The sequence below is a fragment of the Bacillus sp. BB51/4 genome (genome assembly GCF_008368845.1).
Classification (GTDB): domain Bacteria; phylum Bacillota; class Bacilli; order Bacillales; family Bacillaceae_G; genus Bacillus_A; species Bacillus_A wiedmannii.
On the sequence record NZ_QOSC01000017.1, the window covers coordinates 269,167 to 295,216 of the forward strand.

Genomic DNA, 26,050 nt, shown 5'->3' on the forward strand with positions numbered 1-26,050 from the left:
CCCTATTTGAACCCGTTATTGTTGTTTGTTCGTAAATGCTTCATGAAGTGCAGATAACTCACGTTCAAGCTCTCCTAACATTGCTTTCCCTTGTTCTTCTGCAATAAGACCAAGGCGAACTGCAAAATCGACCTCGCGGGATAGTCCAAACATTTGTGTGTCTAACACTTCTTCATATAATGGACATTGCGGCATTGTAAGATTGTCCATTTGCACCTTAATAAGTCTTAAAATCTTCTCCGCATCCGCTTGTAGAAGGGCTAGTGCCTTTTCCTGATGATTTGATACTGTCTCAGACGCCAAATTGATTCCCTCCGTTTCCGTCCTACTCTCTCCTATCTATTAATATTAGCGATAGTTTTAGTAAATTGCAATAGAAACATTTTTTGTGACAACCGTGTCTAATGCTATTATACTGAAAAGTGGGAGTATAACACAAATGGGGGAACAACAATGAGCGAAATTTTATTTATTAATGGAAAAGTTCGTTTTCCAATCACTATCGATCCAACTGTTTGGATCTTTGATGATCGAAAAGTAGATTTGACAACTTACTTTGATGAAACAAGAGAAAACACTTCAGAACTAGAAGCTTATTTAAAAAACACTTCAGAGCATTGGGATCGCGAAATCCGTGATGGTGCTGCGTTTCCACCGATACAACAAAGTGTAAAGAAATATAAAAAAGAACAACTAATTACCGGAACGTTCGGTATACCATTTCATCCATTTCTTGCTAACGCCGAAACTTCAGAGGACGCTACGCAAGTCGAAATTGAAACAGTAGATCAAACAATAATACTTCCATTAGAAACTGTAGCAAATGCTATTCTTGGTTTTTCAAAAGAAGGAAAGCCATTAAAAGAGGATGGACCTGTTCATCTATATTACAATGATGGATCTAATAGACAAAATCCAATCCGTAACATCCGTAAATTTACAATTATTTAAAGTGTATACTTGGAAGAAAAAGGAGTGAGCCTCAGCTCACTCCTTTTATAATAAATCTGCTGCAAGTTGAGCTAAATTAGACCGCTCCCCTTTAACAAACTTTACATGACCACTAATACGTTGCTCTTTAAACTTCTCTACAACATATGTTAAACCATTATTATATTCATCCAAATACGGGTGATCAATTTGCTGAGGATCTCCCATTAATACAATTTTACTTTTTTCTCCTACCCTTGTTAATATCGTTTTCACTTCATGCTTCGTTAAATTTTGTGCTTCATCAATTATAATGAACTGATCTGGAATACTTCTCCCACGTATATAGGTAAGGGCCTCTACTTCAATCGAACCCATTCCAGCTAAAATAGCATCTAACTCTCCTGGCTTTTTCGTATTAAATAAATACTCTAGATTATCAAAAATCGGTTGCATCCATGGTCTTAACTTTTCTTCTTTTTCTCCTGGTAAATAACCGATATCTTTTCCGACCGGAACAATTGGCCTTGCAACGAGTAGTTTTTTATATAGTCCTAAATCTTCCGTTTGCATGAGTCCTGAAGCCAACGCGAGTAATGTTTTTCCTGTACCAGCTTTCCCCGTTAACGTTACTAGCGGAATATCTTCACGAAGCAACAATTCTAATCCCATAATTTGTTGCACATTTCGTGGTCGTATCCCCCATACTTGTTCATTGTGAAAAATAAGTTTCTTTACCTTCTTACCTAAATGATCCACAATGCCAAGTGCTGAACTAGATCCCCCTAATGCATCTTTCATTACTACAAACTGATTTGGATAAAAAGGGTGATTTGCAATTTCGGATAAAGGCAATTCACCTTTTTCATAAAAATAATCTAATTGCTCTTTTGATATATACCCTTCTAAAAATCCTGAATATATATTATCTACTTCAATTACACGATCACTTAAATAATCTTCCGCCTTCAAACCAATTGCATCAGCTTTTACCCTTACGAGCACGTCTTTACTTACTAAAATAACAGACTTCCCGTCCTCTTTTTCTTGTTCTTCTAAAGATAGATTTTTTGCTACAGCTAAAATTCGATTATCATTCGTTTTTTCTACAAAAATATCTTGTAGTTGAACAAATGAACGATGATTTAATTCAATACGAAATGTACCGCCGTTTTCTAACGGAATACTTTCATGCAGCTTTCCTATTTCACGAAATTTGTCTATTAGCTTAGATACATAACGAGCGTTTCGTCCTACTTCATCCATATAACGTTTTTTCGAATCAACCTCTTCTAATACAACTGCTGGAATCACTACTTCATTTGTTTCAAATGAAAAAATAGATAAAGGATCCTGCAAAAGTACATTCGTATCTAACACATAAATTTTATCCAACCTGTTACCCCCTGACTCCACTTTTAAATTTGTAGAACAAGGGTTTCATCCATAAAATATGGACGAACCATTGTTATAATTATATGTACCGTATAAACGAGGTAGAATCGAAATTCATAGCCATGAAACCTTTTATTTATTTTTTATTCATTTCTATTCAATATATTACTTTTAATTATAATTATTAACATAAAATCACAATAACTGATTACAAAAGTTAATAACTTATTTTCTTATTTATCACATTTATAATTCTTTTATTCCTACTAACACTTGGTTATCCAGCTTTTTCGCTGCGCGAATATCATATGTTTTTTCATAGGTTGGCTCAGTTGCAAGCTTCGCTCCATAAAACATAACATCACGTACTTCTTGTACATTTACTTCTATTACAGTTAATTTTAGAGGAATGCCTTCCATTCTATCAGTCAAAATTTCACCTGCACCACTTATGGAAAATACGGATTCATTCGCCATTATAGTCAATACTAGCCCAGTACTATGCCGTATATTTTCCACAATACGTGAACGTTGATCTACTGCAAATCGAATACTAGTTTTACTCACTGCATACACCCAAGAAATAGCACTTACGTTAGGAACTTGTTTTTCGAAGTCTGTTGTTGCTACCATAACAATACATTCTTTACGTAACGTTTGTACTAAATCATCTGTTAATGTAGGATCTACTACATTCGCCATATTTCCACCTCCAAATATAATTAGTATATCCTTATCATAACTTATTTTTCAAATTGCGAAAATATTATTTTTTCCCGCTATTATTCAAAAATATTACACTTCCATGATATACTTATACTGATAGAATTCGTATTGAGGTGACGAAATGAGAGTCAAATGTATGATTTGTGATAAAAAAGATATGTTAGATGATGAAAATCCTATGGCAAAAAAACTACGTAACCGCCCTATTCATACATATATGTGCATGGAATGTTCGGAACGAATTGCAGAACGTACGATGGAACGTCATGCAAGTGGTAATTTCCGATTATATCGTGATAAAAAAGTCGAAGACGATTGGTAAAATGTAAATAAGTCCTTAATCATATAGATAAGGACTTATTTATATTTTTCAGGTTCACGATTCATTTGATCCAAAAAGCAATCAATAGCTTCTAACGGAAACCTCGCAGATTTTCTTTCTCCATTCATTTCATATGTAATCAAATACATTTCTTCATTCTTTTTAACTTCCACATTCTTTAATTTATGTTCCTCATATATCATATTTTGAAATAACAAATACGTTTCTTTTGCAGCACGATCATCTGGACGTGCTTCGGCAACTGTTTTAATTGTTAACCAATTATATAATGCATCTTGTACTGAACGCATAAAACTCCCCCCCTCATCCTGCTTTTTGTTGTCTCGCTTGACGTAAACGCAACCTATAAATCCCAAGTACAATTGCCGCTACAACAAGGCCCTCTCCAACAGGTAAAAAAACTGCAAAGAAAGTTAAAACTGTACACCCAATCGCTAACGATATATATATCACTATATTTTTTATTATTGATAGTTTTCTTGCAAAACCTAAATTATACACAAGTGCACTTAATATAATAATGATGCCATATAGCAACCACATCCCTAGTTCTGGATTTTCATCAACTTTACATAATTTCGCAAAAAACGACATTCTTTCTAACATCATTCATCCCCCTTTCTCACAAGAAACAAATTTTATTTATGTACTTAATACAAGAGTAACCCGCAAAAAAAATACTGTCCACAAAAAAGAGTAAATATTCCAAAAATAAATACAATAAAAAAACAGCTACCCCTCAAAGGTAGCTGTTCTATTATTTTACGCTTCTACAGATTTCTTTTTCTTAGCAGCTCTTTCGCGCTCGCTCTTATCAAGAATCTTTTTACGTAGACGAATTGATTCTGGAGTTACTTCACAGAACTCGTCATCGTTTAAATACTCTAATGACTCTTCTAAAGTCATTAAGCGTGGTTTTTTCATTGTTGAAGTTTGATCTTTCGTCGCAGAACGAATATTAGTTTGTTGTTTCATTTTTACAACGTTAACTGTTAAGTCATTCTCACGAGTGTGTTCTCCAACAATCATACCAGCATATACTTCTGTACCTGGTTCAACGAAGATTACACCACGGTCTTCAACTTGCATAATACCGTATTGTGATGCTTTTCCTGTTTCAAGTGAAACTAGAACACCTTGGCGACGTCCACCAACTTGTCCAGCGTGTACTGGTTGGTAGCAATCGAATGTATGGTTTAAAATACCGTAACCACGAGTTAATGTTAAGAATTCTGTTGTGTAACCAATTAAACCACGTGCTGGAACCATGAAAGTAAGGCGAACTTGACCGTTTCCGTTATTCACCATATCTAACATTTCACCTTTACGTGCACCCATAGATTCCATAATAGAACCAGTGTATTCTTCAGGTACATCGATTTGCACGCGCTCTACAGGCTCACATCTTACGCCATCAACTTCTTTAATAATTACTTCAGGCTTAGATACTTGTAGTTCATAACCTTCACGACGCATGTTTTCAATTAGGATAGATAAATGTAATTCCCCGCGTCCAGATACGATCCACGCATCAGGAGAATCTGTATTATCTACACGTAAACTTACATCTGTTTCTAATTGTGAACGAAGACGCTCTTCAATTTTACGAGATGTAATGAATTTACCTTCACGACCTGCAAATGGGCTGTTATTTACAAGGAATGTCATTTGTAGTGTTGGCTCATCAATACGTAATAATGGTAAAGCCTCTTCATGCTCAACCGGACATACCGTTTCACCTACGTTAATGTCTTCCATACCTGAAACAGCTACTAAATCTCCAGCTTTTGCTTCTTCAATTTCTTGACGTTTTAATCCAATGTAACCAAATAATTTCGTTACACGGAATTGTTTTACAGTTCCATCAACTTTCATTAATGCAACTTGTTGTCCTACTTTCATTGTACCACGGAATACGCGTCCAACTCCGATACGACCAACATAGTCATTGTAATCAAGAAGTGCTACTTGGAATTGAAGTGGCTCTTCGCTGTTATCAACTGGTGCTGGAATATGTTCAATAATTGTGTCAAACAATGATTTCATATTCTCTTCTTGATTTGCTGGATTTGAATCTAAGCTTGCTGTTCCGTTCATTGCTGATGCAAATACAACTGGGAACTCTAATTGATCTTCGTTTGCACCAAGTTCGATGAATAAGTCAACTACTTCATCAACTACTTCATCAGGGCGAGCGAAGTCACGGTCAATTTTGTTTACAACAACGATTGGAGTTAAGTTTTGCTCAAGAGCTTTCTTTAAAACAAATCGTGTTTGTGGCATACAACCTTCATATGCATCAACAACAAGTAGAACACCATCAACCATTTTCATGATACGCTCTACTTCTCCACCGAAGTCAGCGTGACCAGGTGTATCTAAAATGTTAATTCTTTTATCTTCATAGTGAATCGCAGTATTCTTCGCTAAAATTGTAATACCACGTTCTCTTTCTAGATCGTTTGAGTCCATTGCGCGTTCTTCAATATGTTCATTCGCACGGAACGTCCCCGCTTGACGTAATAACTGGTCAACAAGTGTTGTTTTACCATGGTCAACGTGGGCAATAATTGCTATATTTCGTAAATCTTGTCGTTTTTTCAACATGTCCAACTCCTAATGTCTTTTTAATCCTTCTCTATTATAAGAGCGAAGGGGATACAATGGCAATCAAAATAAAATCAAGAATGAAAATATAGTTGTATTCTTACTTTTGTGAAAGTAAAATGAGATTGGAGGGTGAAGAAATGGAACACATTCAATATCGCTTTTTATTAACTGCAATTATCGGTGTTATTTTCTTAATTGGTATCGGCATTATGGTTGCTGAAAATAGTCCCATCGGTATTATTATTTGCATTATCGGCACATTTGTTACAGTTGGATACGGTTTTGTAACAAAAAGAAAAATGCGTAAATCGAAATAACGTCAAAAAGTAAGAAGCGCTTATACAGCCTCTTACTTTTTTTGTTACTCCGCTATAAATCGTAACAACTCTTCATACACTCCTGGTTTTGCAACTAATACGCTGCTCTTCTCTACGATAGAAAGCGGGGATCCAGAAAAAGTTGTCACCTTGCCTCCAACTTCCTCTACAATTATCTGTCCCCCACCAAAATCCCATGGTGATAATCTCGGCGTTACATATGCATCTATTCTTCCTGTTGCAACGTATACCATCTCTAACGCTGCACAGCCATATGATCTCGTGCCTCTTGCTTTCTTAACCAGTGCCATCATACTTTCCTTATTAAGCATTGGATTGTCGGTAAGCCATATCGCATTTACAGCTACAATACCTTGCTCTACAGTTCCTTTTTCCAATAAAGGTATTGGTACTTCATTACAAAATGCTCCAGCTCCCTTTACCGCATGGTATAATTCATCATGAACTGGATCATAAATGAGTCCAACCTTTCCGATACCGTTCTCATAAATTCCAATTGAAATTGCGAAATTTCTTTTTTGATGAACAAAGTTCATCGTGCCATCAATTGGATCAATTAACCAAACAACCCCTTCAGAAGAAGTTACCTCATCTCCATAACCTTCTTCTCCTAAAATATTATGGTTCGGGAATGTTTCTTTAATTTTCCCAATTAAAAACTGTTCTATTTCTCGGTCCATATTTGTTACTAAATCAGCTGCATTGGATTTCGTTTCTATAATAAGTGCTTTTTCCATTGATGCCATTAAAAACTCTCCTGCATCTCGAATCCACTGTTTGGCGTGTGCATCGATGTCTTTCCATACTTCTTGCATGTTTAAACACTCCGATCTATACTGTTCACAGAAAAAACGAACCCTTTATAAGGTTCGCACCAACTAATTTTTTATACATATACTATTATTACGCTTCTAAACGAATCATTTCAAGTCTTAACACTTCTAACTTTTGTACACACTCTTCTTTTTTCAGTTTATCATTTTCCATCATCGCATCATATAAAGTTGCTAATTCATAATCTAGCTCCAAACGTAGCACCGGTATTCTCTTTTCAGCATCTGTTCTCTTTAACGCATTAATCACCTGTCTCATATTATTTGCCTCCTCCCAATATTCGTCTGCCCTCGGACTAGAATTGATTCAATTTTCTGATTTTTTGTTTTATACTATACTATGTTGGATAAATCATCTATGCAACAAAATTATATTTTTTTATTTAAATTTTTTTTGTGCTGTTTTTTTTATGAATAGTACAAGCTATGCTAAAATAAAAGCAAAATAGGAGTTGGAGGAACAATCATGACACTACAAACATTCAAGTCAACTGATTTTGAGGTCTTTACAGTTGATGGTCTCGAAGAACGAATGAGTGCAATTAAAACGAACATTCATCCTAAGCTGGAAGCTTTAGGGGAACAGTTTGCAACGTATTTATCCAAACAAACTGATGAGAACTTTTTTTATCATGTAGCAAAACATGCACGTCGCAAAGTCAATCCACCAAACGATACTTGGGTTGCTTTTTCAACAAATAAACGCGGATATAAAATGCTACCACATTTCCAAATTGGATTATGGGGTACTCATGCCTTCATATACTTTGGTTTAATCTATGAGTGTCCACAAAAAGTGGAGACGGCTCACGCCTTCTTAGAACATTTAAATGATTTAAAAACAAATATTCCAAATGACTTCGTTTGGTCCATTGACCATACTAAACCAAGTGTAAAATTACATAAAACACTTGAAACAGAAGACTTACAAAAGATGATTGAACGTCTAGCTACTGTGAAAAAAGCAGAATTATTAGTTGGTATTCATATATCACCAGAGGAGTTTTCAGCAATGACCAACGAACAATTCCTTGCTAAGATTGAATCTACGATGCAATCACTCCTTCCTTTATATGCACTTTGTAATCGATAGTAGAAAACGGACAATTTATATTGTCCGTTTTTAGTTGTTATCACATTATATCACTTCAGTTTTCATTTTTCAAAATATTTTTACATTTTAACGAGCTTTTGTTCTTCCGTTTCTTTCGCCCTTTGAATCGCACGGTATATAGAATATCCACTTACTTCTTGAAACTCTTTATCAATTTTCTTCTCTTCTGCTTTAGATGGAACAATCTCTTTAAAACGACGATATAATCCCATTAATTCTTCTCTTATAATTCCTTTTTCGTATGCTTTCTCAATTGCTTCATAAAACTTCACAATTACAACCATTTCCTCATTTGACCAATCATAATCTAACGGATATTGATATTCCATTTCGCACCTCATTTATCATTTCTTCTTATTTCGATATGCTATCTTAAAGGGATTTTTTCTTCTTCACTATAGCCACTTTGCATTATACACTATTTATTCATTGTGATGGAATTGTCTTCCTCTATAAGTTAATTGGAAATAACTATTTAACATACTCACTGTAAAAATATTTTTTTCTATACATCTATAATTATTGGTGATATAATGCTTTTGTTTTATAGAAAATAAAGTGAACCTACCATCTCAAAAATGCTTTTGTGATTGGCAGAAAAACAAGTCTCATTCTAAAAAGCACTTAACTTTTTTAGAACAAGATTATATAAAACAAACTCTAATAAATATTATGAAAAAGAAGGGGTGTATAGATTGTCCCAATACGAAACACCATTGTTTACCGCTTTAGTTGAGCACAGTAAGCGAAATCCAATTCAATTCCATATTCCTGGTCACAAAAAAGGACAGGGCATGGATCCTACATTTCGCGAATTTATTGGGCATAATGCATTAGCAATTGATTTAATTAATATTGCGCCGCTCGATGATTTACATCATCCGAAAGGTATGATTAAAGAAGCACAAGATTTAGCAGCCGCTGCATTTGGTGCAGATCATACTTTCTTTTCTATTCAAGGTACAAGTGGTGCAATAATGACAATGGTGATGAGCGTGTGCGGTCCTGGTGACAAAATCCTAGTGCCACGAAACGTGCATAAATCAGTAATGTCAGCTATTATTTTCTCAGGTGCAAAACCGATTTTCATGCATCCTGAAATCGATCCAACACTTGGTATTTCACACGGAATCACAATTCAATCTGTCAAAAAGGCACTTGAAGAGCATTCAGATGCGAAAGGCTTACTTGTTATTAATCCAACATACTTTGGCTTTGCTGCGGACTTAGAACAGATCGTCCAATTAGCGCATTCTTATGATATCCCTGTACTAGTTGATGAGGCTCATGGAGTTCATATTCATTTTCACGATGAATTGCCGATGTCAGCGATGCAAGCCGGTGCAGATATGGCAGCAACAAGTGTTCACAAATTAGGAGGATCTTTAACGCAAAGTTCTATTCTTAACGTGAAGGAAGGCCTTGTGAACGTTAAACATGTTCAATCTATTATTAGCATGCTTACGACGACATCAACTTCTTACATCTTGTTAGCATCCCTAGATGTTGCTAGAAAACGTCTTGCTACAGAAGGAACAGCACTCATAGAACAAACAATACAATTAGCGGAACAAGTTCGTGATGCTATTAATGCTATTGAGGATCTTTACTGTCCTGGGAAAGAAATGCTAGGTACGGATGCTACTTTTAACTACGATCCTACAAAGATAATTGTATCTGTAAAAGATTTAGGTATTACAGGCCATCAGGCTGAAGTATGGCTTAGAGAGCAATATAACATTGAAGTAGAACTCTCAGATTTATACAACATACTATGTCTTGTCACTTTTGGGGATACAGAAAGTGAGACAAATACACTTATTGCAGCATTACAAGATTTAGCAGCAACATTTAGAAATAAAGCCGATAAAGGTGTTCAAATACAAGTAGAAATTCCAGAAATTCCAGTGCTAGCACTTTCTCCTCGAGATGCTTTTTATTCGGAAACAGAAGTCATTCCGTTTGAAAATGCAGCAGGTCGTATTATAGCTGATTTCGTTATGGTTTATCCGCCAGGGATTCCAATCTTTACTCCGGGGGAAATTATTACACAAGATAACTTAGAGTATATTCGTAAAAACTTAGAAGCAGGTTTACCTGTACAAGGTCCTGAAGATATGACATTACAAACATTACGTGTGATTAAAGAGTACAAGCCTATCAGTTGATAGGCTTTTCTTTCACCCTTTTTCTCTTTTCCCATACGATATTAAGTAATGTAACGTATAGGTGGGGATACTATTATGATTGTAATAGGCCGTTCTATTGTACATCCTTATATCACAAATGAATATGAGCCATTTGCAGCTGAGAAACAACAAATTTTATCGATAATGGCAGGAAATCAAGAAATTTATTCCTTCCGAACATCTGATGAACTCAGCTTTGATCTAAATTTGCGAGTGAATATTATTACTTCTGCATTAGAACTTTTTCAAAGTGGATTTCAGTTTCGCACATTTCAACAATCCTTTTGCAACCCCCAGTATTGGAAAAGAACACCACTTGGAGGGTTCGAGCTACTACCAAACATACCCCCTTCCATTGCCATACAAGATATTTTCAAAAACGGAAAACTATATGGAACTGAATGCGCCACCGCTATGATCATTATTTTTTACAAAGCTTTACTATCATTATATGAGGAAGAAACTTTCAACCGTCTCTTTGCAAACCTTTTACTTTATACGTGGGACTACGATCAAGATTTAAAGCTCATAACAAAAACGGGTGGCGATCTTGTTCCAGGTGATCTCGTTTATTTTAAAAATCCACAAGTGAATCCAGCTACGATCGAGTGGCAAGGAGAAAATACAATCTATCTAGGAAATTTCTTTTTTTACGGACATGGCGTAGGTGTAAAAACAAAAGAGGAAATTATATACTCATTAAATGAACGACGAGTCCCTTACGCTTTTATTTCAGCTTTCTTGACCGATACTATTACCCGTATTGATAGCCGTCTCATGAGCCACTACGCCTCTCCTAGCACTCCACAGACATCGATAGGATTTATTCCGATTAGAGATGATGCAATCGTTGCAACAGTTGGCCATACAACTACAATTTATTAAAAAAGCGCCTACATATATATGTAGGCGCTTCTTCTTATTTAAGCTTTTGTATGTTCTTTATGGTCACATTCGCAATGAGATCCACATTTTCCGTATAGTACTGTTGATTTTTCATCTTCAAAATGTCCGATTGTTCCTTCACATACTTGGCATACGATTGTTCCCATTTTTCATTTCCCCCTGAGTTTTAATAATAATCTACTTATTTATAATTAAGCTTTCGCCTTGTCTCTATTAGCACAGTCACAATTTGTACCACATTTTCCGTAAAGCACTGTCGTTTTTTCATCTTCAAAATGTCCGATTGTTCCTTCACATACTTGGCATACGATTGTTCCCATTTTTCATTTCCCCCTAAGTTTATGGTCCTAAAAACTTTTAGCTGTCCATTTCCTATCAATTATTGGGCTTTTGTATGCTCTGTGTGATCACATCCGCAAGATCCACATTTCCCGTAAAGTACCGTTACTTTCTCATCCTCGAAGTGTGCAATTGTACCTTCACAATCTTGACATACGATCGTTCCCATTTTTCATTTCCTCCTAAGTTTATAATCCCAAAAACTTTTGTAACCGCTTAACTTTCTGTCTTTATTTTAATATGTTATACTTTTTACGTCAATAGGTTTTTAGTATAACACATTAAATATTTTTAATTTAAATTAGTATGCGATATTCAAACAAAAAAACAGCCATATTTATACGTACGACTGTTTTACATTAATTATTCTTCATATTCCGCATGCAAAGAAGTAGATGGGACTAAAAATTTAAAAAACTGAGCTAACTCTGCTGCTTCCTCTTCTGACCCTAATTTAAAAACTTCCTGTATATGTTGCACATTCTCTACATCATCTCTTCCAAGTAAAGTAGACCTTCCTGTTTGCATACAAACAATGAGCGGCTTTCCAAAAAACATATTTGTATAAATAACACCAAAATCATAACGAGTATCATGTGTCATAAACCCCAAAAATCGTACCTTCACACTTTCATGCTCATCATACAATTTTTCAAACATCGGTTTCCACCTTTCTACATCACCTTTCATTAGTATATTAAACAAAAAAAGGAATACTCCTTTTAATTGTCAAAAAATTCAGTAGGATGTAGAATGATAGTATTCTACTAAGTTAGGAGGAACTTATATGCAACATGCCTTTATTACGCTTGTACCTAAATCCAATCAACAAACTGTTTCAACAGATGATATAAAACAACTTTTTCAGTGCTATAAAACAGTTACTTCCAAAACTGGTGTTCAAATTAATTACGCTTATACAAATACCGCTTTTCCTTATGAAATTTTAGATACATCAGCAACAACATTAAAACTACAAGCTACTCACGATCGATATGACTCCATATATGTTGGTGTTGGTATAGAAAAGGAACAATCTTTTATTCAGATTTCTTTACCACCTAATGCAACATTTGGTGATAAAGGAAAAGCAAATGAATTTTGCCGTTTTCTAGCGAAGAAATTAGAAGGAGAATTACAATTATTTAATGGAAGAACAATGTATTTCTATAAACGTTAATTTAAAAAATAGAATATACAATTAAAAAAAGTATGCAATTTGAACACGTAAGGAATAATGCCTGCTTTCTGATGTGCAATACAAAATATGCGATCACATATGCTAAATAAAGAAATACAAAGAATAGCATTACTTTGTAATGCAACTTATCACCATTTGACAATGATAATACTACGGAAAAACCACTCCATAATAAAAAATGATAAAATATAACATGTAATATTCTCATGGAACCTTCTCCTTTGACATGCTCTATTTTATTAATATATGGGATTAAGTTTGAATCAATTACATATTATACGAAAGCATATATACTACTTTTGAATTAACATATGTTCTAACGATTCATTTAAAGTATTATATATTCATTCGACAAGTACACATAAAGACCTTGCAAGCCATTTTATTAAAATAAAAATAACCCCTCTCTTTAAATAAGAGAGGGGTTATTTTCATTACTTAAATTATTTTACAATGTGAATTGGCATTCCAAGAGCAACTTCAGCTGCTTCCATTGTGATCTCACCTAATGTTGGGTGAGCGTGGATTGTTTGAGCGATATCTTCTGCTGTCATTCCAGCTTCGATAGCTAAACCAATCTCAGAGATAATATCAGAAGCGCCTGCACCTGCAACTTGAGCACCTACAAGAAGACCATCTTCTTTACGTGTTACAAGTTGTAGGAAACCGTCAGTGCTGTTTAATGATAATGCACGACCGTTAGCAGCGAATGGGAACTTAGATACAGCTACTGTCATTCCTGCTTCTTCAGCTTGTTTCTTAGTGTAACCAACAGATGCTAATTCAGGATCAGTGAAGCATACTGCAGGAATTCCGATGTAATCGATTGCTGATGCATGGCCACTAATTGCTTCAACAGCTACTTTACCTTCGTAAGAAGCTTTGTGAGCTAATGGTGGTCCAGGAACGATATCACCGATTGCATAGATGTTTGATACGTTTGTACGACATTGCTCATCGATTTCGATGATGCCGCGGTCAGTCATTTTAACTCCAACTTGCTCAAGACCAATTTCTTGAGTGTTTGGACGACGACCTACAGTTACTAATACGTAATCTGCTTCTACAGTTTGGATTTCACCTTTAACTTCAAAGCTAACTTTTACGCCAGTTTCTGTTTCTTCAACGCCTTTAGCCATAGCTTTTGTATGGATATTTACGTTACCTTTCTTTTGAAGAGCACGTTTAACAACAGAGCTCATAGCTTTTTCGAAACCAGCTAAGATTTCGTCGCCAGCTTCTACTACAGTAACTTCTGTACCGAAGTTAGCATATGCAGTTCCTAATTCCATACCGATGTAACCGCCGCCGATTACAACAAGTTTTTTAGGAATTTCAGGTAAGCTTAAAGCACCTGTAGAGTTGATAACACGTTTAGAGTATTTGAATCCTGGAATTTCGATTGGTGTAGAACCAGTTGCAAGAACAGCATTTTTAAACGTATACGTTTGTGCTGCATCTTCAGTCATTACGCGTAATGTATTAGCATCTACGAAGTAAGCTTCACCGCGAATGATTTCAACTTTGTTACCTTTAAGAAGGCCTTCAACACCGCCAGTTAATTTCTTAACTACGCCGTTTTTCCATTCTTGAACTTTTGTAAAGTCAACTTTTACGTTCTCTGCAGTGATACCCATGTCATCAGAATGCATTGCATTCTCATAACGATGACCTGCATTGATTAACGCTTTTGAAGGAATACATCCAACGTTTAAGCATACGCCACCAAGGTTAGCTTTTTCGATAATTGCTACCTTTTGACCTAATTGTGCTGCACGAATTGCCGCAACGTATCCACCAGGACCTGCACCAACAACGACTGTATCTAATTCAATTGGGAAATCTCCTACTACCATTGTTATTACGCCTCCATTACTAATAATTGTGGGTCATTCAATAGACGTTTAATTTGGTTTAATGCTTTTTGAGCAGTTGCGCCGTCAATTAAACGATGGTCAAAGCTTAGAGATAATGCTAATACTGGAGCTGCAACGATTTCACCGTTTTTCACAACTGGCTTCTCAGCGATACGGCCGATACCAAGGATTGCTACTTCTGGGTGATTGATAACTGGAGTGAACCATTGTCCACCTGCAGAACCAATGTTTGTAATTGTGCAAGAAGCACCTTTCATTTCAGCCGGAGCTAAACGACCGTCACGTGCTTTACCAGCAAGATCATTGATCTCGTTAGAAATAGTGAAGATAGACTTGCGATCTGTATCTTTAACAACTGGTACTAATAGACCTTTGTCTGTATCAGCTGCGATACCGATGTTGAAGTAATGTTTATGAACTACTTCTTGAGAAGCATCATCTAAAGAAGTGTTTAACATTGGGTATTCACGTAATGCAGATGTTAAAGCTTTAACAACGTATGGAAGGTAAGTTAATTTAATACCTTTGTCAGCTGCAACAGCTTTGAACTTCTTACGGTGAGCAACAAGTTCTGTTACATCTACTTCATCCATTAATGTTACGTGAGGAGCTGTATGCTTAGAGTTAACCATTGCTTTAGCAATCGCTTTACGGATACCACTCATTTTCTCACGAGTTTCTGGATATTCACCAGCTGGGATTGGTTGTGCTTTTGGTGCTTCTTCTTTCGCTGCTGCTGGAGTAGCTTCTACTGCTGCTGGAGCCTCAGTTGCTGCTACTGCTTGTCCACCATTTGCAAATGCATCGATGTCAGCTTTTACGATACGGCCGTTCTTACCAGAACCAGCTACTTTATGAATGTCTACGCCGTTTTCACGAGCATATTTACGAACAGATGGCATAGCGATTACGCGCTCATTTACTACTTCTGCAGTTGCTGCTGGAGTAGCTTCCGCTGCTGGAGCTTCTACTGCTGCTTCTTCAGCTTTTGGAGCTGCATCATGATCGTCACCTTTAAATTTAAGGTTTTCGTATCCAGGAGCATCAAATTTAATTAATGTATCTCCTACAATTGCAACTGTTCCTTCTTCTACAAGTACTTCAAGTACTTTACCTTTAACAGGAGAAGGGATTTCTACTACTGCTTTATCATTTTGTACTTCAAGAAGTACATCGTCTTCGTTTACTTCATCGCCTGGTTTAATAAACCATTTTACGATTTCACCTTCGTGGATACCTTCACCGATATCTGGTAGTTTAAATTCAAATGCCACGGAATTCAGCCCCCTGATTCATTTCATTATTATGGAATATGTACAAAAGAAACCAGCATGTGCTGATTTCTTTTGCACATGAAAAGCTAAAAATTAGAAGTTCATTACTTTGTTAACAGCTTCAACAATATCTTTATGGTTTGGTAACCATACGCTCTCAGCTTGAGAGAATGGGAATACTGTATCAGCAGCTGCAACACGTACAACTGGAGCTTCTAAGTTTAAGATTGCACGGTCGTTAATTTCCGCTACAACGTTAGCTGCAATACCAGCTTGTTTTTGTGCTTCTTGAACTACAACTACGCGGCCTGTTTTTTCAACAGAAGCGATGATTGTTTCGATATCTAATGGTTGAACTGTACGTAAGTCAACTACCTCTAAAGAGATACCTTCTTTTTCAAGTTCTTCAGCAGCTTTTAATGCAGCATGAACCATAGCACCGTAAGCGATAACAGATACATCTGTACCTTCACGTTTAATATCAGCTTTACCTAAATCAATTGTGTAATCGCCTTCTGGTACATCTTGACGGAATGAACGGTACAATTTCATATGCTCTAAGTAGATAACTGGATCGTTGTCACGAATCGCAGAGATTAAAAGACCTTTTGCATCGTATGGAGTAGATGGAATAACAACTTTTAGACCAGGTTGTTGAGCCACTAATCCTTCTAAGCTATCAGCATGTAGTTCAGGAGTATGAACACCGCCACCGAATGGAGAACGAATTGTTACTGGAGCAGTCCAACGTCCACCAGAACGGTAACGCATACGAGCTAATTGACCAGAAACTGAATCCATTACTTCATAAATGAAACCGAAGAATTGGATTTCTGGAACTGGACGGAAGCCTTCTAATGCAAGTCCAACTGCAAGTCCACCAATACCAGACTCTGCAAGTGGAGTATCCATTACACGATCTTCACCGAATTCAGCTTGTAAACCTTCAGTAGCACGGAATACACCGCCGTTTACACCAACGTCTTCACCAAACACAAGTACGTTAGGGTCATTTTTCATTTCAACGCGTAAAGCATCAGTGATTGCTTGAATCATTGTCATTTGAGCCATGGCTTACTTCGACTCCTTTTCTTTGTAAATTTCATATTGTTCAGCTAAGTTGTAAGGCATTTTTTCGTACATGATTTCCATTAAATCAGTAACTTTTTGTTTTGGAGCTTGGTCAGCCTTAGCAATTGCTTGTTTGATATCTTCTTTTGCTTCTTCGATTACTTTCTCTTCAACTTCTTGAGACCATAGGCCTTTGTTTTCTAAGAATGCACGGAAGCGTACGATTGGATCTTTTTGTTCCCATTCGTTCTCGATATCTTTTGTACGGTAACGAGTTGGGTCATCACCAGCCATTGTATGTGGACCGTAACGGAATGTTAAAGTCTCGATTAAAGTAGGGCCTTCGCCGTTTACTGCACGCTCACGAGCGAAAGCAGTTGCTGCGTATACAGCTAATGGATCCATACCGTCTACTTGAATTCCGTAAATACCTGCTGCTACTGCTTTTTGTGCTACAGTTTTAGCTGCAGATTGCTTTTCTACTGGAGTAGAGATTGCATAACGGTTGTTTTGTACAACGAAGATTGCTGGAGCTTTGAATGCACCCGCAAAGTTCATACCTTCGTAGAAGTCACCTTGTGAAGCACCACCGTCACCAGTGTAAGTAATTGCAACAGATTTTTTACCACGTAGTTTCATACCTAACGCAACACCAGCAGTTTGGATGATTTGCGCACCGATAATGATTTGTGGAGCAAGTGCATTTACATTCTCAGGCATTTGGTTACCCATGAAATGTCCACGAGAGAATAAGAATGCTTGGTATAATGGTAAACCGTGCCATACTAATTGTGGCACATCACGATATCCTGGTAAGATGAAATCTTCTGCTTCAAGTGCGAAATGACTTGCTAATTGAGAAGCCTCTTGTCCAGCTGTTGGTGCGTAGAAACCTAAACGTCCTTGACGGTTTAAAGAAATAGAACGTTGATCTAGTACGCGAGTATACACCATACGGCGCATTAATTCTTTTAATTGATCATCAGATAATTCAGGCATAGCTGCTTCATTCACAACTTCGCCTTTTTCATTTAAAATTTGTAATGTCTCAAATTGAGCTGCGATAGCTTTCATTTGCTCATCAACATTAAATAGGGTCTTTTTTGTTTTAGTACCCATTCCGTTCACCTCTTCCTCTCTTGAACCATATTCTGAAACGCTTTCACTATCTATTAGCTAGACTGAAAACGCAACAATGTAAACCAACAAATTTATCTGTCGGTTGAGAATAATTTTGTGTACCTAACAATCTGTACTAATGTTTTTTCAGAAACATATTAATACAATCTTGATCACGTTTTTTAGTTTACAACTATTCTAATTACGATGTCAATTACTTTGGTTACGTTTTTTTATAAATAATCTGCAGGTTTCTTCTACACAAACGTGTTTTTATTTTTCACATCTGTATTAGTAAGCATTAACCTACTGTTATATTATTCCCTTTTCAACTTATTTTTTCTCTTAGAATAATATGTAAACGATTTAATTCTCTTTAGTTTTTCTCTCTTCTTAGCAAAAATATACAAACTCTTCTTCCTTTTATAGGTAATTACCCATACATTTCTATCCTTCCCTCCATACATTATAGTAACCGCAGTGTTAGCGGGAAATGATAAAGGAGGTCATCTCATGTACGGATACTCATATTGCTATCCAACTTGTTCAAATCCTTCCTACGGTTATGGCGGTTCTTGTGGCGGGTCTGGACGCGGCTTCGCCTTAATCGTTGTGTTGTTTATTCTTTTAATTATCGTTGGTGCTGCTTGCATTCGCTAATGTAAAATGAAACAACTATGGAAGAAACAGACGGCTTTGCCGTCTTTTCTTTTTATTACATACATAAATATTCTATAGTAGAACGCTTTCCAAAGCGCTTCCCTACTTGTCGATGACTTTTTCCATCTCCTTTGGTAGACTAAAGAAGAAAGGAGAGATTACATATGCTTACAATGAAAGATGTAATTCGCGAAGGAGATCCTATTTTGCGAAACGTTGCAGAAGAGGTATCAATACCGGCGAGCGAAGAAGATACAACTACCCTTAAAGAAATGATTGAATTTGTAATAAATAGCCAAGATTCTGAAATGGCTGAAAAATATAGTTTACGCCCTGGAATCGGATTAGCAGCTCCACAAATCGGTATTTCAAAGAAAATGATTGCGGTTCATGTAACTGATACTGACGGTACGTTATATAGTCATGCATTATTCAACCCCAAAATCATTAGTCATTCTGTTGAACGTACATATTTACAAAGCGGGGAAGGCTGTCTATCAGTAGACCGCGAAGTACCTGGTTATGTCCCTCGTTACACAAGAATTACAGTGAAAGCAACATCTATCAACGGCGAAGAAGTAAAATTACGTTTAAAAGGTTTACCAGCAATTGTATTTCAGCATGAGATTGACCATTTAAATGGTGTTATGTTCTATGACCACATTAATAAAGAAAATCCATTTGCTGCTCCTGACGATTCAAAACCTCTAGAGCGATAATAAAAAAAGGCGGGAGTTAATCTTCCGCCTTTTTTATATGAAATGGGTTCCATATTCACTTATAGCAATCCAGCCCATTTTAAGCCATGATATATGCCGTCTTCACTAACATCCTTTGTCACATGATTTGCAAGTTTTTTCAAGTCTTCGTGACCATTCCCCATCACAATACCTGTCCCAACTGCTTCGATCATTTCTAAATCATTTAAGCCATCTCCAAATGCATACACTTGTTCACGGTTAAATCCTAATTTTTCAATAAATTTCTCAATTCCTTTTGCCTTCGAACCACCATTCGGAATAATATCCATTGAATATGCATGCCAGCGAATAAAATGAAAGTCTGGGTAATGATTAATAAACTTTTCTTCTTCATTCACTTCACAGAAAAGAAGTGTTTGATAAATATTACGTTTCTCATAGAAATCAGGTTCATATGCCGGATGTTCAAAGTTTAAGCTTCCAAAACCTTCTTTCACATAATCATGATATTCTACTGATGCTCTCATTTCTTGATGATCCAGATATACAAGTGGATATCCTTCTTGTTTTGCAAACTGAGTAAACTTATGTAAGGCAGCTGGATGTAACGGGTTATTAAATATTACCTCATCTTCAAATACAACGTACTGTCCATTAAAGCTAACATAATTATGTATATTGAGTTCCTCACGAATATCTTCAAACATAAATGGCGCACGTCCTGTCGCAATTGCTACATGCACACCTTTTTCTTGTAAATGTCTTACTGCATCTCGTGTAGATTGCGGAATCTTCTTATCGTGATCTAATAATGTTCCATCAATATCAAAAAAGACAATTTTATCATTCATTTGTCAAAATCCTTTCCGTTACTCTATATTCCTATTTTGATTATCACTTTTCAAATTCTAAAAAAAAGTATAACATATTAAACATCTGTGAAGAAAGCGTTCACTTTCTGACCTTATTTATGAAACCTGCATATATATATTAGTAAAAAATGTGGATACTTGTTCGTATGAATTTTCTTTTCTATTCTTTCTCATACTATACCTATAACTAACGGCTACTAATCGTTACTATAGAATAACTTTCCCTGTATGAGAAAGGACAAGATTCAACATTCACTTTTGTCTTCTTTCTTATATCAGAGACGGAGTTTTCACTAGTAATATGCATGTTTAAAATAAGGAAAGGAAGGAGTAATCATGCTGAAGAAGCTGAAGAAAAAGCTCAAGCGTTATTTAAAAGATCTAGTCCGTAAAAAGACAATCGCTTAAATTGTGCCCATTTCGGGCTTTTTCTTCATTCTCATTCGAAAAAACATGAAAATCGTGACTGTTTGCTTTATAATAAGTAACAGATAATGCAAAACATAGACAAGGAGAGGTTTTCCAAATGATTTTTAAAGTATTTTATCAAGTAAAATTGACTGAGGTTCCAGTACGTGAAAATACAAAAGTTTTATATTTAGAGGCTACGTCTGAAAAGGATGTTCGTAAGAAATTAAATAAGTTCGCATATAATATCGAGTTCGTTCAGTCTGTTACTGGTGCTCATCTTGAATATGAAAAAGAAAACGCTGATTTAACATTAGCGGAAATCGTATAGTCATATGAAATTTCTAAAGAATGATCAAGCAGCCGTTTTTGCTTTAGGTGGACTTGGTGAAATCGGTAAAAATACATATGCTGTTCAATTTCAAGATGAAATTATTATTATTGATGCTGGAATTAAATTTCCAGAAGACGAACTCCTCGGAATCGATTATGTAATACCAGATTACACTTATTTTGTGCGAAACGAAGATAAAATTAAAGGATTATTCATTACACATGGTCACGAAGATCATATCGGTGGAATTCCTTACTTATTACGTCAAGTAAACATCCCGATTTATGGCGGAAAATTAGCAATTGCACTAATCAAAAACAAATTAGAAGAGCACGGATTACTTCGTAAAGCAAAACTTTATGAAATTCAAGAAGATGATGTTATTAAATTTAAAAAGACATCTGTTTCCTTCTTCCGTACAACTCACAGTATCCCAGATTCATACGGAGTTGTTGTGAAAACACCTCAAGGACAAGTTGTTCATACTGGCGATTTCAAATTTGATTTCACACCAGTCGGTGAACCAGCGGACTTAACAAAAATGGCTGAAATCGGAAAAGACGGCGTACTTTGTCTCTTATCTGACAGTACAAACAGTGAAGTTCCAAACTTTACAATGTCTGAGCGCCGTGTTGGTGATAGTATTCAAGATATTTTCCGCAAAGTAGAAGGTCGTATTATCTTTGCAACCTTTGCATCAAATATCCATCGTCTACAACAAGTTGTTGAAGCGGCTGTTGAAAACAATCGTAAAGTGGCTGTGTTCGGTCGCAGTATGGAAGCGGCGATTGAAATCGGACAAAACCTTGGTTATATTCGCTGTCCGAAGGATACATTCATAGATACAGCTCAACTAAACCGCCTACCGGCTAATAAAGTTGTTATTTTATGTACAGGTAGTCAAGGTGAGCCAATGGCAGCACTTTCACGTATTGCTAATGGTACTCATCGTCAAATTCAAATCATTCCTGGCGACACAGTTGTTTTCTCTTCTTCACCAATCCCTGGTAATACAATTAGTGTAAGCCGTACAATTAACATGTTGTATCGTGCTGGTGCTGATGTAATCCACGGGAAACTGTCAAACATTCATACGAGTGGACACGGTGGACAAGAAGAACAAAAACTAATGCTTCGTCTAATTAAACCGAAGTATTTCATGCCAATTCATGGTGAATATCGCATGCAACGTATGCATATGAAGTTAGCAAACGATTGTGGTATTCCAGAAGAAAACTGTTTCATCATGGATAATGGAGATGTTCTTGCTCTTCGTTCTGATGAAGCAAGCGTAGCTGGTAAAATACCATCTGGATCTGTCTATATTGACGGAAATGGTATTGGAGATATCGGTAATATCGTATTACGCGATCGTCGTATTCTTTCTGAAGAAGGACTTGTTATTGTAGTTGTAAGCATTGATATGAAAGAGTTTAAAGTTGCAGCAGGACCTGATATTATCTCACGTGGTTTCGTGTATATGCGCGAAAGTAGTGATTTAATTAATGATGCTCAAACATTAATTACAACTCATTTAGAAAAAGTAATGGAGCGTAAAACAACACAATGGTCTGAAATTAAAAATGAAATTACAGATACATTAGCACCATTCCTATATGAGAAAACAAAACGTCGCCCAATGATTTTACCAATCATTATGGAAATATAAGAAAAAGGACAATACCTTCGTGGTATTGTCCTTTTTTCTTATCTTAAAAAGTGTTTAAAACGATCTACTTCATCGTCATGACCAATTACAATTAATATATCTCCCGCTTGAATATTTTCCGTAGCTCGAGGAGATACAATAACTTCTTTACCACGTTTAATCGCTACAATATTCAATCCAAACTTCGCACGAATATCTAATTCGATTAAAGAATGACCATCAATTTTTTTATTTGCAATAATCTCTACAATACTATGCTCATCTGAAAGCTCAAGATAGTCTAATACATTACTTGATGCAATATTATTAGCAATCCTTTTTCCCATATCACGCTCAGGATGCACAATGTGGTCTGCCCCTATTTTACTTAACACTTTTTCATGGTAATCATTTTGAGCTTTTACAGTAATATTTTTTACACCTAATTCTTTCAAAATTAATGTTGTTAAAATACTTGAATTTAAATTATCTCCAATAGCAACGACTACATGATCAAAATTACGAATACCAAGACTTTTTAATACCATCTCATCTGTTGAATCTGCAATTACAGCATGTGAAGCTATATTTGCAAACTCATTAATTTTATCCTCATCTGAATCAATTGCCATTACTTCCATACCTAATTGAGCGAGTTCTCGGCAAATGCTTCCACCAAAACGTCCAAGCCCAATGACAGCAAATTCTTTCTCTTTTTCACCCACAGGGATTCCTCCAATAACATCGAATACTATGTATTTTTATTGTAACATACTTTAGATTTGCTACAAAAACCTGTATATCATTCTTATTTTTGTTTTTGCATATAAAAATACTGTTGTAAATAAAATGCGATACTGAAAATTAACATACCAAATACAAATATATTTCCAAATGAACTAAATGTTTCAAAAACGAATAATAACGTTTCTTGTCCGAAGAAAGCAAATAATAGTTGTGTAAATGCGAATAGCAATGCCAATATATAATGATGTTGATGGAATAAATAATGTGTTGCACCTAAAAAAGCGATAAACGAAATGATGAAAATCCACCAATTTTCTAAAAACAGTTGCCAATTAGTAAATTGATACCCATTTACTAATATCGCAATAATTCCTATAACAGCCATCGTTGGCACACTCCAAAATAATGCTCGCCCTCTAAAGAAGCGTGTTCCTTTAACATCACCTTTTTCATGTGCAATGTATGTGAGTACTACCGTACTTATGTACAAAACTGAAAGAATTGTTAAAACGATAATAAGCCAAAAATGTAATTGATAATACTCATGCTCTATGTTTGTCACGATAGCCGCTAACATACACGGGATTAACATTCCAGTCCAACCATCTACTTTTCTTTCATTCCAAAACACTGTGTTACCAATCCGTATCCCTAACAACATAAAAATAATGATACCTAGTACAAATAATGTCGTTTTATTCCCTACTAAACTCGTCGAGAAAGCAATTAATCCAATAAATAAAAAGAGCACAAACCCATTCATAATTTCTAATACAGGTGATAAATATCTTTTCACCCATCTATAAGTTTCGTCATATTCATGATTATCTACTAAACGGTAGGCATAAAAACTTATCCCAAAATACACCGCCGCAATAATAACATACGCATATAAGACGAAACACAACATTGCACTGCTAATTTGCACGTAATTCCCCACCCTTTTTTCTATGTTTCACCTTGATTTTACACACTTTCTACACGAAATGTAAACATATATAAGCTAGTTAACTAATCATCTTCTCAATAAGCGATAATGAATAATGAATAATGAATAATGAATAATGAATAATGAATAATGAATAATGAATAATGAATAATGAATAATGAATAATGAATAATGAATAATGAGCAGCGGCTCAAAACCGCTGCTCATTACTTTATCCATTTGTATGCCAATGTGTATCCAAAACAAATATGAAAGATGTTTTCGTCTTGGAACTAATAAGTACCCACTGTAAGTTTTTGCAAAGTTGGCGAGCGAGTTTACTTTCTAGTTCCTTTCCACTTTACATATTGATCTAAAAATGCGATAGCTTTCTCAATAACCTCTTCATCTGGTTTTAATTTTGCATGGTGTAAACCATATTCTGAATTTACACCAAGCCAAAACATAAATCCAGGAATCTCTTGAAGCATATAACCAAAATCTTCCCCTGTCATTGCCTCAGTACATGTAATTACATTCATATCAGTTTGTTCACTTACAAACTGCATAAACTCTCTCGTTAATACTTCATGGTTATATACTTGATGATACATCGCTCCATAGTCAATAATAGCTTCACATTGGAAGGAAGCTTCTATACCTGCAACAATTGCCTCAATCCTACTTTTAACACGCCTCATTGATTCCACTGATAACGTTCGGATCGTTCCTTCTAACCGAGACTTTTCTGCTATGATATTTTGAACTGTACCACCTGTTATTTTTCCGATTGTAATCACTGCACTATCAAGAGGATTCACATTACGACTAATAACGGATTGAAGTTGTGTAACAAGGTGACTTGCTGCTACAATCATATCATTTGCAGTATGCGGGTAGGCTGCATGTCCACCTTTCCCTTTCAAATCAACATATAACTCTGATGTATTTGCAAATAATAGCCCCTCTTTTGTGGCAATTGTTCCTACAGCGTATTCAGGTGCAATATGAAGACCAAGAATTATATTTGGCTTCCATTCTTTTAACTCTTCACTCTCTAACATAGGAAGAGCCCCTCCTGGCCCTTCTTCAGCTGGTTGGAATAGAAACACAAGGTCATCATCTATTCTTTCTGTTACAGCTGCTGTTAGAAGGCCTAAACCGATTGTTGTATGCAAATCGTGTCCACATGCATGCATCATTCCTTCATGAATAGAAGCAAACTCATATCCAGTTTCTTCGGTAATTGGTAAACCGTCTATATCTGCGCGATAACCGATAATTTTTTCTGGATTTTTTCCATTTACTTTAACAATGACACCCGTTTTCCATACTTTCACTTCCACATATTCATTCGAAAGCGTTCCTATGTAATCTAAAATATACTGTTGTGTTTTCCACTCTTTAAATCCAATTTCCGGTATTTTGTGTAAGTCTCTACGAATTTGAACGAATTTGCTTACTGCCATTTTTGCACCTCTATCTAT

33 protein-coding genes are annotated in these 26,050 nt (G+C 35.8%); 11 read left to right on the plus strand and 22 right to left on the minus strand.

Annotation, left to right across the window (positions count from 1 at the left end):
- Positions 1–15 precede the first annotated feature (15 nt).
- A complete protein-coding gene (locus DN392_RS24230; protein WP_000135698.1) occupies positions 16–303 on the minus strand; it encodes an Fpa/YlaN family protein in 288 nt (95 codons plus the stop codon).
- A gap of 150 nt (positions 304–453) precedes the next feature.
- Here DN392_RS24230 and DN392_RS24235 point away from each other — a divergent pair, with 150 nt between their 5' ends.
- Entirely contained in the window at positions 454–951 is a 498-nt protein-coding gene (locus tag DN392_RS24235) for a hypothetical protein (protein ID WP_001289802.1), read from the plus strand.
- A gap of 45 nt (positions 952–996) precedes the next feature.
- Here DN392_RS24235 and DN392_RS24240 read toward each other — a convergent pair whose 3' ends face one another.
- Positions 997–2,325, minus strand: a complete 1,329-nt coding sequence (locus DN392_RS24240; RefSeq protein ID WP_000358079.1) for a PhoH family protein — start codon at positions 2,323–2,325, stop codon at positions 997–999.
- Positions 2,326–2,571: 246 nt separating this feature from the next.
- Positions 2,572–3,027 (minus strand): PNPOx family protein, encoded by a 456-nt coding sequence (locus DN392_RS24245; protein ID WP_000024571.1) that lies wholly within the window; start codon positions 3,025–3,027, stop codon positions 2,572–2,574.
- A 145-nt stretch (positions 3,028–3,172) separates the two neighbouring features.
- On the opposite strand from DN392_RS24245, the gene DN392_RS24250 reads away from it, so the two are divergent.
- Complete coding sequence (locus DN392_RS24250) at positions 3,173–3,373, plus strand: YlaI family protein (RefSeq protein ID WP_001995040.1); 201 nt, start codon at positions 3,173–3,175, stop codon at positions 3,371–3,373.
- A gap of 35 nt (positions 3,374–3,408) precedes the next feature.
- Here DN392_RS24250 and DN392_RS24255 read toward each other — a convergent pair whose 3' ends face one another.
- The 3 genes from DN392_RS24255 to typA form a co-directional block, all read right to left on the minus strand.
- Positions 3,409–3,684 carry a hypothetical protein gene (locus DN392_RS24255; RefSeq protein ID WP_001258133.1) on the minus strand — a complete coding sequence of 92 codons (276 nt, stop codon included), beginning with the start codon at positions 3,682–3,684 and terminating at the stop codon, positions 3,409–3,411.
- A gap of 13 nt (positions 3,685–3,697) precedes the next feature.
- Positions 3,698–4,000, minus strand: a complete 303-nt coding sequence (locus DN392_RS24260; RefSeq protein WP_000893656.1) for a YlaH-like family protein — start codon at positions 3,998–4,000, stop codon at positions 3,698–3,700.
- 156 nt (positions 4,001–4,156) lie between these two features.
- The gene (gene typA, locus DN392_RS24265) at positions 4,157–6,001 is read right to left on the minus strand and encodes a translational GTPase TypA (protein ID WP_000914755.1); all 1,845 of its coding nucleotides are present in this window, start codon (positions 5,999–6,001) and stop codon (positions 4,157–4,159) included.
- Positions 6,002–6,141: 140 nt separating this feature from the next.
- Here typA and DN392_RS24270 point away from each other — a divergent pair, with 140 nt between their 5' ends.
- Complete coding sequence (locus tag DN392_RS24270) at positions 6,142–6,321, plus strand: DUF5325 family protein (RefSeq protein WP_000400128.1); 180 nt, start codon at positions 6,142–6,144, stop codon at positions 6,319–6,321.
- 44 nt (positions 6,322–6,365) lie between these two features.
- Here the strand turns inward: DN392_RS24270 and DN392_RS24275 are convergent, their stop codons facing one another.
- Together DN392_RS24275 and DN392_RS24280 are read right to left on the minus strand one after the other, a co-directional pair.
- Entirely contained in the window at positions 6,366–7,157 is a 792-nt protein-coding gene (locus DN392_RS24275; protein ID WP_048565660.1) for an inositol monophosphatase family protein, read from the minus strand.
- Between the two features lie 88 nt (positions 7,158–7,245).
- Entirely contained in the window at positions 7,246–7,434 is a 189-nt protein-coding gene (locus DN392_RS24280) for a hypothetical protein (protein WP_001250166.1), read from the minus strand.
- Between the two features lie 207 nt (positions 7,435–7,641).
- Here DN392_RS24280 and DN392_RS24285 point away from each other — a divergent pair, with 207 nt between their 5' ends.
- Positions 7,642–8,268, plus strand: coding sequence for a YktB family protein (locus DN392_RS24285; RefSeq protein WP_000175087.1), 627 nt, complete (start codon positions 7,642–7,644; stop codon positions 8,266–8,268).
- An 80-nt stretch (positions 8,269–8,348) separates the two neighbouring features.
- On the opposite strand, the gene DN392_RS24290 is transcribed toward DN392_RS24285, so the two are convergent.
- Entirely contained in the window at positions 8,349–8,618 is a 270-nt protein-coding gene (locus DN392_RS24290; RefSeq protein WP_000456565.1) for a UPF0223 family protein, read from the minus strand.
- A 366-nt stretch (positions 8,619–8,984) separates the two neighbouring features.
- Between DN392_RS24290 and speA the strand changes: the two genes are divergently transcribed.
- Both speA and DN392_RS24300 read left to right on the plus strand, forming a co-directional pair.
- Positions 8,985–10,457 (plus strand): arginine decarboxylase, encoded by a 1,473-nt coding sequence (gene speA / locus DN392_RS24295; protein WP_000084906.1) that lies wholly within the window; start codon positions 8,985–8,987, stop codon positions 10,455–10,457.
- A 75-nt stretch (positions 10,458–10,532) separates the two neighbouring features.
- A complete protein-coding gene (locus tag DN392_RS24300) occupies positions 10,533–11,363 on the plus strand; it encodes a protein-glutamine gamma-glutamyltransferase (RefSeq protein WP_000635322.1) in 831 nt (276 codons plus the stop codon).
- 38 nt (positions 11,364–11,401) lie between these two features.
- Here the strand turns inward: DN392_RS24300 and DN392_RS24305 are convergent, their stop codons facing one another.
- The 4 genes from DN392_RS24305 to DN392_RS24320 all read right to left on the minus strand — a co-directional run bounded on the left by DN392_RS24305 (position 11,402) and on the right by DN392_RS24320 (position 12,383).
- Entirely contained in the window at positions 11,402–11,530 is a 129-nt protein-coding gene (locus DN392_RS24305) for a GapA-binding peptide SR1P (RefSeq protein WP_000536796.1), read from the minus strand.
- 45 nt (positions 11,531–11,575) lie between these two features.
- Entirely contained in the window at positions 11,576–11,704 is a 129-nt protein-coding gene (locus DN392_RS24310) for a GapA-binding peptide SR1P (protein ID WP_000536801.1), read from the minus strand.
- A 59-nt stretch (positions 11,705–11,763) separates the two neighbouring features.
- On the minus strand, positions 11,764–11,892 hold the full coding sequence (locus tag DN392_RS24315) for a GapA-binding peptide SR1P (RefSeq protein WP_000536778.1): 129 nt from the start codon (positions 11,890–11,892) through the stop codon (positions 11,764–11,766).
- A gap of 194 nt (positions 11,893–12,086) precedes the next feature.
- The gene (locus DN392_RS24320; RefSeq protein WP_033656384.1) at positions 12,087–12,383 is read right to left on the minus strand and encodes a DUF3055 domain-containing protein; all 297 of its coding nucleotides are present in this window, start codon (positions 12,381–12,383) and stop codon (positions 12,087–12,089) included.
- Between the two features lie 127 nt (positions 12,384–12,510).
- Here DN392_RS24320 and DN392_RS24325 point away from each other — a divergent pair, with 127 nt between their 5' ends.
- On the plus strand, positions 12,511–12,903 hold the full coding sequence (locus DN392_RS24325; protein ID WP_001163317.1) for a DUF1885 family protein: 393 nt from the start codon (positions 12,511–12,513) through the stop codon (positions 12,901–12,903).
- Between the two features lies 1 nt (position 12,904).
- Here DN392_RS24325 and DN392_RS24330 read toward each other — a convergent pair whose 3' ends face one another.
- From DN392_RS24330 to pdhA, 5 genes are all read right to left on the minus strand, one after another.
- The gene (locus DN392_RS24330; protein ID WP_001221352.1) at positions 12,905–13,132 is read right to left on the minus strand and encodes a hypothetical protein; all 228 of its coding nucleotides are present in this window, start codon (positions 13,130–13,132) and stop codon (positions 12,905–12,907) included.
- 235 nt (positions 13,133–13,367) lie between these two features.
- Entirely contained in the window at positions 13,368–14,780 is a 1,413-nt protein-coding gene (gene lpdA, locus DN392_RS24335) for a dihydrolipoyl dehydrogenase (RefSeq protein ID WP_000260106.1), read from the minus strand.
- 5 nt (positions 14,781–14,785) lie between these two features.
- On the minus strand, positions 14,786–16,075 hold the full coding sequence (gene pdhC, locus DN392_RS24340; RefSeq protein WP_000863412.1) for a pyruvate dehydrogenase complex dihydrolipoyllysine-residue acetyltransferase: 1,290 nt from the start codon (positions 16,073–16,075) through the stop codon (positions 14,786–14,788).
- 93 nt (positions 16,076–16,168) lie between these two features.
- Positions 16,169–17,146, minus strand: a complete 978-nt coding sequence (gene pdhB / locus DN392_RS24345) for a pyruvate dehydrogenase complex E1 component subunit beta (RefSeq protein WP_000068162.1) — start codon at positions 17,144–17,146, stop codon at positions 16,169–16,171.
- 3 nt (positions 17,147–17,149) lie between these two features.
- Entirely contained in the window at positions 17,150–18,265 is a 1,116-nt protein-coding gene (gene pdhA / locus DN392_RS24350) for a pyruvate dehydrogenase E1 component subunit alpha (RefSeq protein ID WP_000536893.1), read from the minus strand.
- A gap of 513 nt (positions 18,266–18,778) precedes the next feature.
- On the opposite strand from pdhA, the gene DN392_RS24355 reads away from it, so the two are divergent.
- A complete protein-coding gene (locus tag DN392_RS24355) occupies positions 18,779–18,925 on the plus strand; it encodes a YjcZ family sporulation protein (RefSeq protein WP_000274561.1) in 147 nt (48 codons plus the stop codon).
- 164 nt (positions 18,926–19,089) lie between these two features.
- Positions 19,090–19,644 carry a peptide deformylase gene (def, locus tag DN392_RS24360; protein WP_064449205.1) on the plus strand — a complete coding sequence of 185 codons (555 nt, stop codon included), beginning with the start codon at positions 19,090–19,092 and terminating at the stop codon, positions 19,642–19,644.
- A gap of 59 nt (positions 19,645–19,703) precedes the next feature.
- Here the strand turns inward: def and DN392_RS24365 are convergent, their stop codons facing one another.
- Positions 19,704–20,477 carry a Cof-type HAD-IIB family hydrolase gene (locus tag DN392_RS24365; RefSeq protein ID WP_000998280.1) on the minus strand — a complete coding sequence of 258 codons (774 nt, stop codon included), beginning with the start codon at positions 20,475–20,477 and terminating at the stop codon, positions 19,704–19,706.
- Between the two features lie 547 nt (positions 20,478–21,024).
- On the opposite strand from DN392_RS24365, the gene DN392_RS24375 reads away from it, so the two are divergent.
- Both DN392_RS24375 and rnjA read left to right on the plus strand, forming a co-directional pair.
- Complete coding sequence (locus DN392_RS24375) at positions 21,025–21,237, plus strand: DNA-dependent RNA polymerase subunit epsilon (RefSeq protein ID WP_000576445.1); 213 nt, start codon at positions 21,025–21,027, stop codon at positions 21,235–21,237.
- A gap of 4 nt (positions 21,238–21,241) precedes the next feature.
- The gene (rnjA, locus tag DN392_RS24380; protein WP_000670370.1) at positions 21,242–22,909 is read left to right on the plus strand and encodes a ribonuclease J1; all 1,668 of its coding nucleotides are present in this window, start codon (positions 21,242–21,244) and stop codon (positions 22,907–22,909) included.
- Between the two features lie 38 nt (positions 22,910–22,947).
- Here rnjA and DN392_RS24385 read toward each other — a convergent pair whose 3' ends face one another.
- The 3 genes from DN392_RS24385 to DN392_RS24395 all read right to left on the minus strand — a co-directional run bounded on the left by DN392_RS24385 (position 22,948) and on the right by DN392_RS24395 (position 26,032).
- Positions 22,948–23,613, minus strand: a complete 666-nt coding sequence (locus tag DN392_RS24385) for a potassium channel family protein (protein WP_000504032.1) — start codon at positions 23,611–23,613, stop codon at positions 22,948–22,950.
- 83 nt (positions 23,614–23,696) lie between these two features.
- A complete protein-coding gene (locus DN392_RS24390; RefSeq protein ID WP_001167333.1) occupies positions 23,697–24,563 on the minus strand; it encodes a hypothetical protein in 867 nt (288 codons plus the stop codon).
- A 338-nt stretch (positions 24,564–24,901) separates the two neighbouring features.
- Positions 24,902–26,032 carry an N-acetyldiaminopimelate deacetylase gene (locus DN392_RS24395; RefSeq protein WP_000301170.1) on the minus strand — a complete coding sequence of 377 codons (1,131 nt, stop codon included), beginning with the start codon at positions 26,030–26,032 and terminating at the stop codon, positions 24,902–24,904.
- Positions 26,033–26,050 lie beyond the last annotated feature (18 nt).